8 protein-coding genes, 4 tRNA genes and 4 rRNA genes are annotated in these 15,318 nt (G+C 45.6%); 15 read left to right on the forward strand and 1 reads right to left on the reverse strand.

Going from position 1 to position 15,318, the window contains the following annotated elements; translation table 11 throughout:
• On the reverse strand, positions 1 to 1,071 hold the full coding sequence (locus tag L7A31_RS21165) for a tyrosine-type recombinase/integrase (protein WP_237363803.1): 1,071 nt from the start codon (positions 1,069 to 1,071) through the stop codon (positions 1 to 3).
• Positions 1,072 to 1,178: 107 nt separating this feature from the next.
• Here L7A31_RS21165 and dusA point away from each other — a divergent pair, with 107 nt between their 5' ends.
• From dusA to L7A31_RS21240, 15 genes are all read left to right on the forward strand, one after another.
• Positions 1,179 to 2,183, forward strand: coding sequence for a tRNA dihydrouridine(20/20a) synthase DusA (gene dusA / locus L7A31_RS21170; protein WP_237363804.1), 1,005 nt, complete (start codon positions 1,179 to 1,181; stop codon positions 2,181 to 2,183).
• Positions 2,184 to 2,348: 165 nt separating this feature from the next.
• Positions 2,349 to 2,549 carry an envelope stress response protein PspG gene (locus tag L7A31_RS21175; RefSeq protein WP_237363806.1) on the forward strand — a complete coding sequence of 67 codons (201 nt, stop codon included), beginning with the start codon at positions 2,349 to 2,351 and terminating at the stop codon, positions 2,547 to 2,549.
• Between the two features lie 109 nt (positions 2,550 to 2,658).
• Positions 2,659 to 3,387, forward strand: coding sequence for a TIGR04219 family outer membrane beta-barrel protein (locus tag L7A31_RS21180; protein WP_237363808.1), 729 nt, complete (start codon positions 2,659 to 2,661; stop codon positions 3,385 to 3,387).
• Positions 3,388 to 3,527: 140 nt separating this feature from the next.
• On the forward strand, positions 3,528 to 3,758 hold the full coding sequence (locus L7A31_RS21185) for a hypothetical protein (RefSeq protein ID WP_237363810.1): 231 nt from the start codon (positions 3,528 to 3,530) through the stop codon (positions 3,756 to 3,758).
• A 136-nt stretch (positions 3,759 to 3,894) separates the two neighbouring features.
• Positions 3,895 to 5,745, forward strand: a complete 1,851-nt coding sequence (locus L7A31_RS21190; RefSeq protein WP_237363811.1) for an assimilatory sulfite reductase (NADPH) flavoprotein subunit — start codon at positions 3,895 to 3,897, stop codon at positions 5,743 to 5,745.
• Positions 5,746 to 7,470 carry an assimilatory sulfite reductase (NADPH) hemoprotein subunit gene (cysI, locus tag L7A31_RS21195; protein WP_237363813.1) on the forward strand — a complete coding sequence of 575 codons (1,725 nt, stop codon included), beginning with the start codon at positions 5,746 to 5,748 and terminating at the stop codon, positions 7,468 to 7,470.
• A complete protein-coding gene (locus tag L7A31_RS21200; RefSeq protein WP_237363814.1) occupies positions 7,463 to 8,239 on the forward strand; it encodes a phosphoadenylyl-sulfate reductase in 777 nt (258 codons plus the stop codon). Before cysI ends, L7A31_RS21200 begins: the two co-directional genes overlap by 8 nt.
• A gap of 583 nt (positions 8,240 to 8,822) precedes the next feature.
• Positions 8,823 to 10,367: ribosomal RNA gene (locus L7A31_RS21205) — 16S ribosomal RNA — on the forward strand.
• A 90-nt stretch (positions 10,368 to 10,457) separates the two neighbouring features.
• A tRNA-Glu gene (locus L7A31_RS21210) sits at positions 10,458 to 10,533 on the forward strand.
• A gap of 2 nt (positions 10,534 to 10,535) precedes the next feature.
• Positions 10,536 to 10,611, forward strand: a tRNA-Lys gene (locus L7A31_RS21215).
• A 44-nt stretch (positions 10,612 to 10,655) separates the two neighbouring features.
• A tRNA-Ala gene (locus tag L7A31_RS21220) sits at positions 10,656 to 10,731 on the forward strand.
• A gap of 39 nt (positions 10,732 to 10,770) precedes the next feature.
• Positions 10,771 to 10,846: transfer RNA gene (locus L7A31_RS21225), tRNA-Val, on the forward strand.
• 311 nt (positions 10,847 to 11,157) lie between these two features.
• Positions 11,158 to 14,048: ribosomal RNA gene (locus L7A31_RS21230) — 23S ribosomal RNA — on the forward strand.
• A 116-nt stretch (positions 14,049 to 14,164) separates the two neighbouring features.
• Positions 14,165 to 14,280: ribosomal RNA gene (gene rrf, locus L7A31_RS21235) — 5S ribosomal RNA — on the forward strand.
• 333 nt (positions 14,281 to 14,613) lie between these two features.
• A 16S ribosomal RNA gene (locus L7A31_RS21240) occupies positions 14,614 to 15,318 on the forward strand; the annotation flags it as partial.

A 15,318-nucleotide genomic window follows, 5' to 3' on the forward strand; every position in this document is an offset into this window, starting at 1 on the left:
TTAAGGTGCACTCTTTTCATGCAATTTACTGGGATAAAGCTGCGTATAAACTTGCCAAAGAATATTCAAATTCTTATGCCCAGTAACTTGAGCTACTTCTTCAATGGAGTAGCCTTTTTCAAATAGTCGGCTTGCTCCTTCGCGGCGCAGATCGTGATAGCGTAGGTCTTCAATGCCTAGCTCATTACGTGCTCTTTGAAAGCCAGCAGACACGCTGCGAGGGTTATATGGAAAGATGTACGCATTGCGTTTGTCTTGCCTCATGGCAATATCAAATGACTCGCCCAGTAGCGGTACAATCATATGGTTGCCTTCTTTCTTGCGTGGGTCTTTTCTATCGCGGACTAAAACGGTTTTGTTCTTCTCGTCCAGATCGTCCCATAGAATCGTGCAGACTTCACCTATGCGCATGCAGGTTAAAATACTGAACTCGAGTATGTCGAGGTAAGGGATGCGTGTAGGGCCGTTAGGGCGAAAGCTTTGTCTTTTGCGAAGTGCCTCTCTTAATAAGTCGAGTTCTTCACTGGTTGGTCGTCGGGTTCGTTTTTGGCTTTTGCCAATTAGACCCATGTCATTGAGAACTGGAACGGCTTCCTCGAAAATAGAAAAGTTAGCGTCAATGTTAAATACGGGCTTGGCCTTTTTCATGACAGAACGTAGGTAAGCAACGTCATGATTGATAGTGGCGGGCTTTGCTCCGGCGGCTTTTCGGTTTTTGCAGTGTTGTATTAGGTCGCTTGTTCTTAGCTGGTTCGATTCCACTTTTGCTATGTCACAGTCTCTAAGTAGCTTAATCACATATTGTTTAGTGCGGCCTGACTTGTCCCATAGGTCACGTTCGCCCATATAGATATCGAGCAGTACGGATATAGGTACGGATTTAAGCTTTTTAACTCCTTCCGTCTCTAGTTCGTTTAGTCGTTTTAGGCCATAAGTGCGAGCTAGCTCTTTTTTTCTGAATGTTTTGGACTCTCGGTGTATAATCCGCGCATCTTTTTTCACTATAACGTCCACAGTGAAGCGAAGAGAGCCATCTTTGAGTGTACGTTTTTTGATGTTGAATGAAGCCATGATCCTACTCCTTTTATGCGTACTATATACGTACTGAGGGGAGAAATTGAGGGTAATTTTAGCAAACTCATGTATATTTATACAGTATTTTAGTTTTACGTAAGCTCATGAAAAACAATAGCAATACCAATAAATTCGAACTTTGCCGCTTTAGCGTGGCACCCATGCTCGATTGGACTGATCGTCACTGTCGTTACTTCCATCGTTTACTTTCTAGCGAAGCGCTTTTGTACACTGAAATGGTGACAACTGGTGCCATCATTCATGGCAAAGGTGATTTTCTAAAATACAGTGAAGAAGAGCACCCAATAGCGCTTCAGCTTGGTGGTTCTAACGCTAAAGATCTAGCGCATTGTGCCAAGTTGGCCCAAGAGCGCGGCTACGACGAAGTTAACCTCAATGTTGGTTGCCCGTCAGATCGCGTGCAAAATGGCCGTTTTGGAGCTTGCTTAATGGCAGAGCCTGAGCTGGTGGCTGAATGTGTTGCAGAGATGAAGAGTGTTGTTGATATTCCAGTTACGGTGAAAACACGTATTGGTATTGATGATCAAGACTCTTACGAATTTTTGACGGATTTCATTTCGACTGTGTCGGAGAAAGGCGGTTGTGAGCAGTTTACTATCCACGCACGAAAAGCATGGCTTACCGGCTTAAGCCCGAAAGAAAACAGAGAAATCCCACCTTTAGATTATGATCGCGCATATCAAATCAAGCGTGACTTTCCTAATCTAGTGATTGCAGTAAACGGCGGCGTCAAAACTTTGGACGAGAGTATTGAGCATTTGAATCATCTTGATGGTGTGATGATAGGCCGTGAAGCGTATCAAAATCCATATATGCTGGCTGAAGTCGATCAAAAGCTGTTCGGTAGTGAAGCACCAATCAAAAAACGCTCTCAAGTAGTGGAAGAGATGTATCCGTATATTGAACAACAACTTGCCAATGGTTCTTACCTCGGACATATCACTCGTCATATGATTGGTCTTTTCCAAAGTATGCCGGGAGCGCGTCAGTGGCGCCGTTACATCAGTGAAAATGCTCATAAGCCTGGAGCTGGAATAGAAGTTGTTGAAGCAGCTTTGGCTAAGATTCCAAAAGAGCTAAATGTGTAAAATTTACCTTTAACTGGTGGTGATTTTTACCAATTCATATGGAAGGCGAGAGTGTTTTAGGCTCTCGCTTTTTTATTTCTATAAAATACAGATAATTAAGAGTCTTCTAGTTTAGTTGGCTTAGTTTATGCAGTTTAGGCTGTATTAGCTTTTGGAGGTAATTCGATGTTTGAAATTGTCTTTGTATTGATTTTTGGTGCAACCTTGGTCGTAACGGGGATCACGGCAGTTACGATATTTGCAGCAATGGGTGTTGCTTTAGCTGTTACGCTTGTGTTGGCGCTGATTGGGGTGGCTTTTAAAATGTTGCCATGGTTGATATTGGCCATCGTTGGTGTGGTGGTTTTCAATAAGATTCGTGCCTAGCTCACGTTAACTAGTTGATAAAACATTATTAAAAAATTGGAATGTGTTAGTATTCCGAGTGTAGTAGACCCTCGATGTTTGCTTTCTCAATGCTTGGAGTATATGACACATGGATAGAGTAGTATTCGCAGCAATGGCTGGTGCAGCGATTTCTTTGACAGCCATTCCTTCTGTTTCTTTCGCTGAAACGTCACAATCTGAATCTATTACACAAGAGTCTCAAGTTACCGCGGTAGATGCGCCATATACAATAAAGATGGGCGCGGATATGTGGTGGGGCAGCACTAAGGTCGACAATACTCGGCGGGGCTGGGTTGATATACCAAGCATTTACATTGCGTACCAGCCAACACGTTCAGCACTTCCTGATATGAGTTATCGCTATACGGCTGTTGATGGTGGCGATTTTGTAGCGTTCGATAAGCATGATCTTAGCTTCTATTACAACGTTGTCTCTCATAAGCTAATGACCTTTGATGTCGGCTTAACAGCGACTCAATATACGGGCTCACACTATCGAACTATAAACTCGTCAACCCAATATGACTTTAATGATTTAACCGTCAATCTATATTCATATGCCGAAATCAAAATCCCGGAAACGGAATGGCACATTATTGGCCAATTTGAAGTTGGGAATATGAATGGTATTAAGTCGACGGACTTTATGGCGGGAATCCGTTATCAAATACCGTTCGACTCGATGACAGTTTCGCTTCGTGGTGGTTATCGAGTGATTGATCTAGAGTTTTCTGATTTAGCACCTGCTTCAGCAGACCTTTCCGAGTCATTGGTCTTTGTAGATGGATATTTTTTTGGAACGGAGATCAGGTTCTAAGTTTCTCTAATTTAGCCAATTTCTTTATCAAGAAACTCGTTTTTAGGTCTAAGTTTTCGTCATATTCTAACGAGATAAGTAGATATTTCAGCAATTTGAACCATGCTTTATAGGCAAGTGTAATTTTGTTGGTAGTAAATATGACGATTACTGAGCTAAGGAACCTCTATCGAGAAAATCAACTCGTAGAAGCGATCATTGAGCCTTCCTCTGAAGAGGGAAACTGGATTGTAGAGTTCCGCCACACCCGAGGTGGCTTTGTTTTACTCACCGATATTCATGGTGAGGAATACCATTACAAAGATCTAGATGTCGCGTCAAAATCAGCGATGGCCGTAGGTTTTAAGCAAGTTCGAATTGAATCTAAATAGGTGGGACAAAGGAGACTTTGCTCCACCTTTCCTTTCTTAACTTCCAAAAAGTTATAAAACATTCCGTTCTATTCTTTCTAGTTATGATGATGAATGTTTAAGCTTATCCCACGTAATAATGAGGGATGTAGTGGTCATGTCAGTTTCACCAAAAATGCCATCTGGGATTAATGAGCCTAATGAGGTCAATGGGTTAAGCTTGCCAATCAATGACGAAAAGCTTAGCCAGCTTCAAAATTCTATTGGTGAGCTTTCACCGCAGCAACTTGCTTGGGTGAGTGGATATCTTTGGGGCTTAAGTCAAACACAGTCACCGTCGGTAGCTTCTTCAGCATTATCTAGTGTTACACCTGCAGCCGCAGCAAGCTCAGACAAGAAGCTGACTATTATTTATGCTTCGCAAACGGGAAACGCTAAAGGTGTCGCTGAAGGTCTAGAAAAACAAGCGGCAGCGCTGGGTGTCACAGTTGAGTTGCTTGATGCTAGTGATGTAAAAGGTAAAGCGCTCTCCAAACTGTCCCATTTAATTATTGTTGCTTCGACCAATGGTGAAGGTGAAGCGCCCGATAATGCTATTGAGTTACATGAGTTTCTGCAGTCGAAGAAAGCGCCAAAGCTTAGCAACCTGCAGTATGGTGTGATTGGACTGGGTGATTCAAGTTACGAATTCTTCTGCCAAACCGGAAAAGATTTCGATGCCTTCTTATCTAAACTCGGTGCAAAAGCTTTCATTGAAAGAGTGGATTGTGACGTTGATTACGATGCTTCTGTTCAAGATTGGACTAAGCAGGCATTAGATATTGTCCAAGAGCAGCTTGCTGCAGAGCCAGCTGATGTCGTCCAACTTCCAGTGAATCAAGCAACGACTGTTGCACAATACACTAAGCAGAACCCTTACACAGCAACCTTGCTTACCAATCAAAAGATTACGGGGCGTGATTCCAACAAGGATGTGAGACATATTGAAATTGATCTTGATGAATCAGGCATTATTTACCAACCGGGCGACTCGCTTGGGATTTGGTATGAAAATAGCTCTGAGCTTGCCAACGAGATATTGACTCAAGTCGGACTATCAGGCGTTGAGAGTGTTGAAGTCGATGGAGAAAGTCTTTCGATTCACAGCGCGCTAGTGCGTCACTATGAGATCACAGCATCCAATCCCCAATTTGTTGCTAAATATGCCGAAGCTTCTGGTAGTAAAAAACTATTAAAGTTGCTGGAAGATAAAGCTACTCTGCGAGAATACAGCGCAGAAACTCAAGTCATAGATGTGCTTGCTTCCAAAAAGACAAAGCTATCTGCTGAACAATTAATATCAATGCTAAGAAGGTTAACTCCTCGTTTGTATTCCATTGCTTCTAGCCAAGCAGAAGTGGAAGAAGAAGTGCACCTTACTGTTGGTGTCGTGGAATATGAACAAAGAGAGAGTGTTCGATATGGCGGTGCTTCTGGCTTTTTAAGCCAGCGGCTAGAAGAAGGTGGTGATGTTCGTGTGTTTGTTGAAAGTAACAACCACTTCAAACTACCAGAAAATGATGACACGCCAGTCATCATGATTGGCCCGGGAACCGGGATAGCTCCTTTCAGAAGTTTCATTCAAGAGCGTGAAAGCAGAGATGCTTCTGGGGCAAATTGGTTGTTCTTCGGTGATCGTAGCTTTGCTCAAGATTTCCTATATCAAACTGAGTGGCAGAGAGCGTTGAAGTCTGGACTGCTCACCAAAATGGATGTCGCCTTTAGCCGGGATCAAGAAGAAAAAGTCTATGTACAGCATCGCTTACTAGAGCAGGCAGAAGAACTATGGAAATGGATCGGCCAAGGGGCTCACCTCTATATCTGTGGTGATGCTGATCAGATGGCAAAAGATGTACATCAAGCTTTAATTGATATTGCTATTGAGCAAGGCGGCTTATCGGACGAGCAAGCCAATGAGTTTTTCAATGACCTCCGTAAGAACAAACGTTATCAGAAGGATGTTTACTAAATGAGCAATCAAGAACAGCAACAAGTGCTTGGCGAGGTCCTAGGGCCACTTTCTGAAAACGAGCGTATTAAAAGAGAAAGCAATTTCTTACGCGGAACAATTTCGCAAGATCTCAAAGATACGATTACAGGTGGATTTACCGCAGATAACTTTCAGCTGATTCGCTTCCACGGGATGTATCAGCAAGATGATCGTGATATTCGAGCGGAGAGGACTAAGCAAAAGTTAGAGCCTTTGCATAATGTCATGCTGCGCGCTCGTATGCCGGGTGGAGTGATCTCCCCAGAACAATGGCTAGCAATCGATAAGTTTGCTACGGAAAAATCGCTTTACGGAAGTATCCGTCTTACAACAAGGCAAACCTTCCAATTCCACGGTGTATTGAAACCGAATATTAAGTTAATGCACCAAACGTTAAATAGTATCGGTATAGATTCTATTGCTACTGCTGGTGATGTGAACCGCAATGTATTGTGTACCTCAAATCCGGTGGAATCAGAGCTCCATCAGCAAGCTTATGAATGGGCAGCGAAGATTAGCGAGCACTTATTACCGAAAACTCGCGCGTATGCTGAGATTTGGTTAGATGGTGAAAAGCTAGAAGAGACAGATCAAGAGCCGATCTTAGGTAGCAATTATCTTCCAAGGAAGTTTAAGACTACCGTAGCAATTCCTCCACTAAATGATGTTGATGTTCATGCTAATGATTTGAACTTTATTGCTATTGCCGAAAACGGACAGCTTGTTGGGTTTAACGTGCTGGTTGGTGGTGGCTTGGCGATGACTCATGGTGATAAGTCGACGTACCCACGCTGCGCTGATGATTTTGGTTTTATTCCTTTGGAAAAAACTCTAGAGGTTGCGGCTGCTGTGGTGACGACGCAACGTGACTGGGGTAATCGCTCCAACCGTAAAAACGCTAAAACGAAATACACATTAGATAGAGTAGGTATTGACGTTTTTAAAGCAGAAGTAGAAAAGCGAGCAGGAGTATCTTTCGAACCAAGTAAACCCTATAAGTTTACTGAGCGTGGAGATCGAATCGGCTGGGTTGAGGGGATTGATGGCCTGCACCATTTAACTCTTTTTATCGAAAATGGCCGTTTACTCGATTTTCCAGACAAACCGCTTAAATCTGGTGTCGCTGAGATTGCGAAAATTCATAAAGGCGATTTTCGTATGACGGCAAACCAAAACTTGATTGTTGCAGGAGTGCCAGCCAATCAAGTTAATAAAATAGAACAGATCGCTCGTGAGCACAGGCTAATAGATGATGGTAATAGTGTACAAAGGCAGAATTCGATGGCTTGTGTCTCTTACCCAACCTGCCCATTGGCAATGGCGGAGGCTGAGCGCTTCCTACCAGAATTTGTCACGAACATCGAAGAGATCCTTAAAGCTCACAAAGTACCAACACAAGATAGCATTATTACCCGCATTACTGGTTGCCCGAATGGATGTGGTAGAGCAATGTTGGCTGAAATTGGTTTAGTAGGGAAAGCTCCAGGTCGCTATAACCTTCATTTAGGAGGTAATAAAGAAGGCACCCGTGTTCCGAAAATGTATAAAGAGAACATTAGCGTCAAGCAGATATTGCAAGATATCGATTCGCTAGTGAGTCGTTGGTCAAAAGAACGCGAAGATAAAGAGGCGTTCGGCGACTTCGTTATCCGAGCTGGTGTGATTGACAAAGTAGAAATATCAAAGAGGGACTTCCATGATTAATACAATTGAATCCTCGCCAAGTTTGGATGATCTGCTATCACTAACGAAAGCAGAGCGAGTTCTATCTCTTGCTCAGCTGAATGCTGAATTAGAAACCTTGTCGGCAGTAGAAAGGGTGGAGTGGGCGCTTAAAAACTTAAAGAGCAGTCATGCAGTATCTTCTAGTTTTGGTGTCCAGTCGGCAGTTATGCTGCATTTGCTTACCCAAGTGCAGCCAGATATTCCTGTCATACTCACCGATACTGGCTATCTGTTCCCAGAAACGTATCAATTTATAGATAACCTCACCCAGCAATTGGGTCTGAATTTAAAAGTCTATCGCTCAGAGTTCAGTTCGAATTGGCAAGAAGCAAGGTATGGGAAGTTATGGGAACAAGGTATAGAGGGAATTGAGCGTTACAATAAGCTAAATAAAGTAGAGCCAATGCGACGTGCACTCGATGACTTGCAAGTTGGAACATGGTTTTCTGGGCTTCGCCGTGAACAGTCACCTTCTCGAGCTAGCCTGCCAATCTTGTCTATTCAAAATGGCGTGTTCAAGTTTTTGCCAATCATTGATTGGTCCGAGCAAGATATAGAGAGCTACTTAGCTCAACATGAGCTTTCTTATCATCCATTAAAAGAAGAAGGGTATGTTTCTATTGGTGATACGCACACAACACAAAAGTGGCAGCCCGGGATGAAAGAAGAGGATACTCGATTTTTTGGATTGAAAAGAGAGTGTGGCCTTCATGAAGACGATGTTGAACAAGACGGGTCGGGAATATAATTGTATAGATAAACCCACTTATCCATTTTTATAAAAGCTGCTGATGCAGCTTTTATTGTTCTATGACGATCTAAACTTGATCGAAAACATGAAAATGTGAATAAATCTGTGAGTAAGTTGTACTTTATCTATGAGTAAATTTGAATAAATAAGCCTTTGAATGAAAATGCGCCAACTAGTCGTTATTTCTTAATTTTTTTTAAAATAATGCTTGCCAATGAGAAGGGGATCTCTATAATGCCACCTCGCTGACACGGGATGGCTTCAAACAAAGCAATCAACGAGTTAGCAAGGTCTACTAGCTAAGCCAAGTGCTTAAAAAAGTTTTGAAAAAAGTGGTTGACACTAAAACTTAAATCGCTAGAATGGCCGTCCGCTTTGAGATGAACTTCAAAGCATTGCTCTTTAACAATATAAACCTATCAATCTGTGTGGGCACTCGTTGATGATAATCAAATTAGATACTTCGGTATCAAATTAGGTTTCAATGAACTGAGTGACCAATTCAAGTCTTCGGACTTGGCACAGTCAATTCAAACATTACTTATGTAATGTTCAGTATTCATTGAGCCGACAAAATCTTAAATTGAAGAGTTTGATCATGGCTCAGATTGAACGCTGGCGGCAGGCCTAACACATGCAAGTCGAGCGGTAACAGAAAGAAAGCTTGCTTTCTTTGCTGACGAGCGGCGGACGGGTGAGTAATGCCTAGGAAGTTGCCCAGTAGAGGGGGATAACCATTGGAAACGATGGCTAATACCGCATATTCTCTTTGGAGCAAAGCAGGGGACCTTCGGGCCTTGCGCTATTGGATACGCCTAGGTGGGATTAGCTAGTTGGTGAAGTAATGGCTCACCAAGGCGACGATCCCTAGCTGGTCTGAGAGGATGATCAGCCACACTGGAACTGAGACACGGTCCAGACTCCTACGGGAGGCAGCAGTGGGGAATATTGCACAATGGGGGAAACCCTGATGCAGCCATGCCGCGTGTGTGAAGAAGGCCTTCGGGTTGTAAAGCACTTTCAGCAGTGAGGAAGGTAGTGTAGTTAATAACTGCATTGCTTGACGTTAGCTGCAGAAGAAGCACCGGCTAACTCCGTGCCAGCAGCCGCGGTAATACGGAGGGTGCGAGCGTTAATCGGAATTACTGGGCGTAAAGCGCATGCAGGTGGTGGATTAAGTCAGATGTGAAAGCCCGGGGCTCAACCTCGGAAGGTCATTTGAAACTGATTCACTAGAGTACTGTAGAGGGGGGTAGAATTTCAGGTGTAGCGGTGAAATGCGTAGAGATCTGAAGGAATACCAGTGGCGAAGGCGGCCCCCTGGACAGATACTGACACTCAGATGCGAAAGCGTGGGGAGCAAACAGGATTAGATACCCTGGTAGTCCACGCCGTAAACGATGTCTACTTGGAGGTTGCGGTCTTGAACTGTGGCTTTCGGAGCTAACGCGTTAAGTAGACCGCCTGGGGAGTACGGTCGCAAGATTAAAACTCAAATGAATTGACGGGGGCCCGCACAAGCGGTGGAGCATGTGGTTTAATTCGATGCAACGCGAAGAACCTTACCTACTCTTGACATCCAGAGAACTTAGCAGAGATGCTTTGGTGCCTTCGGGAACTCTGAGACAGGTGCTGCATGGCTGTCGTCAGCTCGTGTTGTGAAATGTTGGGTTAAGTCCCGCAACGAGCGCAACCCTTATCCTTGTTTGCCAGCGAGTAATGTCGGGAACTCCAGGGAGACTGCCGGTGATAAACCGGAGGAAGGTGGGGACGACGTCAAGTCATCATGGCCCTTACGAGTAGGGCTACACACGTGCTACAATGGCGCATACAGAGGGCGGCCAACCAGCGATGGTGAGCGAATCCCAAAAAGTGCGTCGTAGTCCGGATTGGAGTCTGCAACTCGACTCCATGAAGTCGGAATCGCTAGTAATCGTAGATCAGAATGCTACGGTGAATACGTTCCCGGGCCTTGTACACACCGCCCGTCACACCATGGGAGTGGGCTGCAAAAGAAGTGGGTAGTTTAACCTTCGGGAGGACGCTCACCACTTTGTGGTTCATGACTGGGGTGAAGTCGTAACAAGGTAGCCCTAGGGGAACCTGGGGCTGGATCACCTCCTTATACGAAAGATTATTGCGATGAGTGTTCACACAGATTGATGGTTTATAAAGATTAAAGAGATGTTGAATGTTCCCAAACATTCAATCCAGTGTCCCGTTCGTCTAGAGGCCTAGGACACCGCCCTTTCACGGCGGTAACAGGGGTTCGACTCCCCTACGGGATACCATTGGGTCGTTAGCTCAGTTGGTAGAGCAGTTGACTTTTAATCAATTGGTCGCAGGTTCGAATCCTGCACGACCCACCATTTCAAGAATTTGAATCTACTTTTTAAAGTGGAAACGAATAAATGGGGCTATAGCTCAGCTGGGAGAGCGCCTGCCTTGCACGCAGGAGGTCAGCAGTTCGATCCTGCTTAGCTCCACCATCTTGAAACGTTCTACCACAAGAACGAAAAAACGAATGTGGGCGATTAGCTCAGTTGGGAGAGCACCTGCCTTACAAGCAGGGGGTCACTGGTTCGAGCCCGGTATCGCCCACCACTTTTCTCCATATCCATGAAGAAAAACTGCATCATCAGAATGTTTTCTTATGAGAATATTTGAATGATGTTTTATGCATCTTGCTCTTTAACAATTTGGAAAGCTGACGAATAACATGTGATTCATGTTATTCATTAAAAGTTCTCAAATCCTAAATCTGTATTGATTTAGGTACCAACACACATTCAAGTGTTCTTGGGAATAACTTACGAGTTATTCATATTTGAGTCCGGCAATTATCAGTCTCAATCATGTTTAAATAAATTGAGACACCTTTAGTGTTGACCATACAAAACTCTTTTGGGTTGTATGGTTAAGTAACTAAGCGTACACGGTGGATGCCTTGGCAGTCAGAGGCGATGAAGGACGTATTAACTTGCGATAAGCGTAGATAAGGCAGTAAAAGCCACTTGAGTCTACGATTTCCGAATGGGGAAACCCACATGCATAAGCATGTATCATTAACTGAATACATAGGTTAATGAGGCGAACCGGGGGAACTGAAACATCTAAGTACCCCGAGGAAAAGAAATCAACCGAGATCCCGAAAGTAGCGGCGAGCGAAATTGGGTTAGCCCTTAAGCTTTTATTGCGTCAGGTGAAGTGTCTGGAAAGGCACGCGATACAGGGTGATAGCCCCGTAACCGACAGCGCAGCATAAGTGAAATCGAGTAAGGCGGGACACGTGATATCCTGTCTGAACATGGGGGGACCATCCTCCAAGGCTAAATACTCCTGACTGACCGATAGTGAACCAGTACCGTGAGGGAAAGGCGAAAAGAACCCCTGTGAGGGGAGTGAAATAGAACCTGAAACCGTGTACGTACAAGCAGTAGGAGCACCTTCGTGGTGTGACTGCGTACCTTTTGTATAATGGGTCAGCGACTTATATTCAGTGGCAAGGTTAACCGTTTAGGGGAGCCGTAGGGAAACCGAGTCTTAACTGGGCGCTCAGTCTCTGGATATAGACCCGAAACCAGGTGATCTAGCCATGGGCAGGTTGAAGGTTGAGTAACATCAACTGGAGGACCGAACCGACTAATGTTGAAAAATTAGCGGATGACTTGTGGCTAGGGGTGAAAGGCCAATCAAACCTGGAGATAGCTGGTTCTCCCCGAAAGCTATTTAGGTAGCGCCTCGGACGAATACTACTGGGGGTAGAGCACTGTTAAGGCTAGGGGGTCATCCCGACTTACCAACCCTTTGCAAACTCCGAATACCAGTAAGTACTATCCGGGAGACACACGGCGGGTGCTAACGTCCGTCGTGGAGAGGGAAACAACCCAGACCGCCAGCTAAGGTCCCAAATTATTACTAAGTGGGAAACGATGTGGGAAGGCTTAGACAGCTAGGATGTTGGCTTAGAAGCAGCCATCATTTAAAGAAAGCGTAATAGCTCACTAGTCGAGTCGGCCTGCGCGGAAGATGTAACGGGGCTAAGTAATAAACCGAAGCTGCGGCAATGCAATTTATTGTATTGGGTAGGGGAGCGTTCTGTAAGCCGTTGAAGGTGGACTGTAAGGTCTGCTGGAGGTATCAGAAGTGCGAATGCTGACATGAGTAACGATAAAGGGGGTGAAAAACCTCCTCGCCGGAAGACCAAGGGTTCCTGTCCAACGTTAATCGGGGCAGGGTAAGTCGACCCCTAAGGCGAGGCCGAAAGGCGTAGTCGATGGGAAACGGGTTAATATTCCCGTACTTCTTACAATTGCGATGGGGGGACGGAGAAGGCTAGGTGGGCCTGGCGACGGTCGTCCAGGTTCAAGTGCGTAGGCTTGAGAGTTAGGTAAATCCGGCTCTCTTTAAGGCTGAGACACGATGTCGAGCTACTACGGTAGTGAAGTCATTGATGCCATGCTTCCAGGAAAAGCCTCTAAGCTTCAGATTGTAAGGAATCGTACCCCAAACCGACACAGGTGGTCGGGTAGAGAATACCAAGGCGCTTGAGAGAACTCGGGTGAAGGAACTAGGCAAAATGGTACCGTAACTTCGGGAGAAGGTACGCTCTCGACGGTGAAGTCCCTCGCGGATGGAGCTATTGGGAGTCGCAGATACCAGGTGGCTGCAACTGTTTATTAAAAACACAGCACTGTGCTAAATCGTAAGATGACGTATACGGTGTGACGCCTGCCCGGTGCCGGAAGGTTAATTGATGGGGTTAGACTTCGGTCGAAGCTCTTGATCGAAGCCCCGGTAAACGGCGGCCGTAACTATAACGGTCCTAAGGTAGCGAAATTCCTTGTCGGGTAAGTTCCGACCTGCACGAATGGCGTAATGATGGCCACGCTGTCTCCACCCGAGACTCAGTGAAATTGAAATCGCTGTGAAGATGCAGTGTACCCGCGGCTAGACGGAAAGACCCCGTGAACCTTTACTACAGCTTGGCACTGAACATTGACCCTACATGTGTAGGATAGGTGGGAGGCTTTGAAACCGCGTCGCTAGATGTGGTGGAGCCGTCCTTGAAATACCACCCTTGTAGTGTTGATGTTCTAACTTGGCCCCATTATCTGGGGTGAGGACAGTGCCTGGTGGGTAGTTTGACTGGGGCGGTCTCCTCCCAAAGAGTAACGGAGGAGCACGAAGGTGGGCTAATCACGGTTGGACATCGTGAGGTTAGTGCAATGGCATAAGCCCGCTTGACTGCGAGAATGACAATTCGAGCAGGTGCGAAAGCAGGTCATAGTGATCCGGTGGTTCTGAATGGAAGGGCCATCGCTCAACGGATAAAAGGTACTCCGGGGATAACAGGCTGATACCGCCCAAGAGTTCATATCGACGGCGGTGTTTGGCACCTCGATGTCGGCTCATCACATCCTGGGGCTGAAGTCGGTCCCAAGGGTATGGCTGTTCGCCATTTAAAGTGGTACGCGAGCTGGGTTTAGAACGTCGTGAGACAGTTCGGTCCCTATCTGCCGTGGGCGTTGGAAGATTGAAGGGGGCTGCTCCTAGTACGAGAGGACCGGAGTGGACGAACCTCTGGTGTTCGGGTTGTCATGCCAATGGCATTGCCCGGTAGCTAAGTTCGGAATCGATAACCGCTGAAAGCATCTAAGCGGGAAGCGAGCCCTGAGATGAGTCTTCCCTGACACTTTATGTGTCCTTAAGGGTTGTTCGAGACTAGAACGTTTGATAGGCAGGGTGTGTAAGCGTTGTGAGGCGTTGAGCTAACCTGTACTAATTGCCCGTGAGGCTTAACCATACAACACCAAAAGGGTTTTTGTGGGACTCAAACTAGAACATTGAATGTGTAAATAGAACGAAAACAGCTTTCCGAATTAAATCATAGAGTCGTATGACTTTATGATGAAGAATTTGCTTGGCGACCATAGCGTTGTGGACCCACCTGATTCCATGCCGAACTCAGAAGTGAAACGCAACTGCGCCGATGGTAGTGTGGGGCTTCCCCATGTGAGAGTAGGTCATCGCCGGGCTTTATTTCTGCACTTGCTTATGAAATAAGCAAGTCACCATAAAACTTTAAAAAAGCTTAGAGTTTTATGTTGACTTTCAAAGCAGAAAGCGTATTATACGCGTCCTGCCTAAGTGCTAACGCACTGAAAGCAAAGCTCTTTAACAATATAAACCTATCAATCTGTGTGGGCACTCGTTGATGATAATCAAATTAGATGTTTCTTTCTTAACGGAAAGCGGTATCAAATTAGGTTTCAATGAAACGAAGTGACCAACGAGTCGAAAGGCTCAGCACAGTCAATTCAAACATTACTTTATGTAATGTTCAGTATTCATTGAGCCGACAAAATCTTAAATTGAAGAGTTTGATCATGGCTCAGATTGAACGCTGGCGGCAGGCCTAACACATGCAAGTCGAGCGGTAACAGAAAGAAAGCTTGCTTTCTTTGCTGACGAGCGGCGGACGGGTGAGTAATGCCTAGGAAGTTGCCCAGTAGAGGGGGATAACCATTGGAAACGATGGCTAATACCGCATACTCTCTTCGGAGCAAAGCAGGGGACCTTCGGGCCTTGCGCTATTGGATACGCCTAGGTGGGATTAGCTAGTTGGTGAGGTAATGGCTCACCAAGGCGACGATCCCTAGCTGGTCTGAGAGGATGATCAGCCACACTGGAACTGAGACACGGTCCAGACTCCTACGGGAGGCAGCAGTGGGGAATATTGCACAATGGGGGAAACCCTGATGCAGCCATGCCGCGTGTGTGAAGAAGGCCTTCGGGTTGTAAAGCACTTTCAGCAGTGAGGAAGATGGTGTAGTTAATAACTGCATCATTTGACGTTAGCTGCAGAAGAAGCACCGGCTAACTCCGTGCCAGCAGCCGCGGTAATACGGAGGGTGCGAGCGTTAATCGGAATTACTGGGCGTAAAGCGCATGCAGGTGGTGGATTAAGTCAGATGTGAAAGCCCGGGGCTCAACCTCGGAAGGTCATTTGAAACTGATTCACTAGAGTACTGTAGAGGGGGTAGAATTTCAGGTGTAGCGGTGAAATGCGTAGA

This window comes from Vibrio marisflavi CECT 7928, from assembly GCF_921294215.1.
In the GTDB taxonomy this organism is placed as follows: domain Bacteria; phylum Pseudomonadota; class Gammaproteobacteria; order Enterobacterales; family Vibrionaceae; genus Vibrio; species Vibrio marisflavi.

Bases quoted from the DNA above. Each gene is read 5' to 3' on its own strand.
- L7A31_RS21185 (WP_237363810.1), top strand. From the start codon at position 3,528: ATGACGATTACTGAGCTAAGGAACCTCTATCGAGAAAATCAACTCGTA.
- L7A31_RS21175 (WP_237363806.1), top strand. From the start codon at position 2,349: ATGTTTGAAATTGTCTTTGTATTGATTTTTGGTGCAACCTTGGTCGTA.
- dusA (WP_237363804.1), top strand. From the start codon at position 1,179: ATGAAAAACAATAGCAATACCAATAAATTCGAACTTTGCCGCTTTAGC.
- L7A31_RS21180 (WP_237363808.1), top strand. From the start codon at position 2,659: ATGGATAGAGTAGTATTCGCAGCAATGGCTGGTGCAGCGATTTCTTTG.
- cysI (WP_237363813.1), top strand. From the start codon at position 5,746: ATGAGCAATCAAGAACAGCAACAAGTGCTTGGCGAGGTCCTAGGGCCA.
- L7A31_RS21200 (WP_237363814.1), top strand. From the start codon at position 7,463: ATGATTAATACAATTGAATCCTCGCCAAGTTTGGATGATCTGCTATCA.
- L7A31_RS21190 (WP_237363811.1), top strand. From the start codon at position 3,895: ATGTCAGTTTCACCAAAAATGCCATCTGGGATTAATGAGCCTAATGAG.
- L7A31_RS21165 (WP_237363803.1), bottom strand. From the start codon at position 1,071: ATGGCTTCATTCAACATCAAAAAACGTACACTCAAAGATGGCTCTCTT.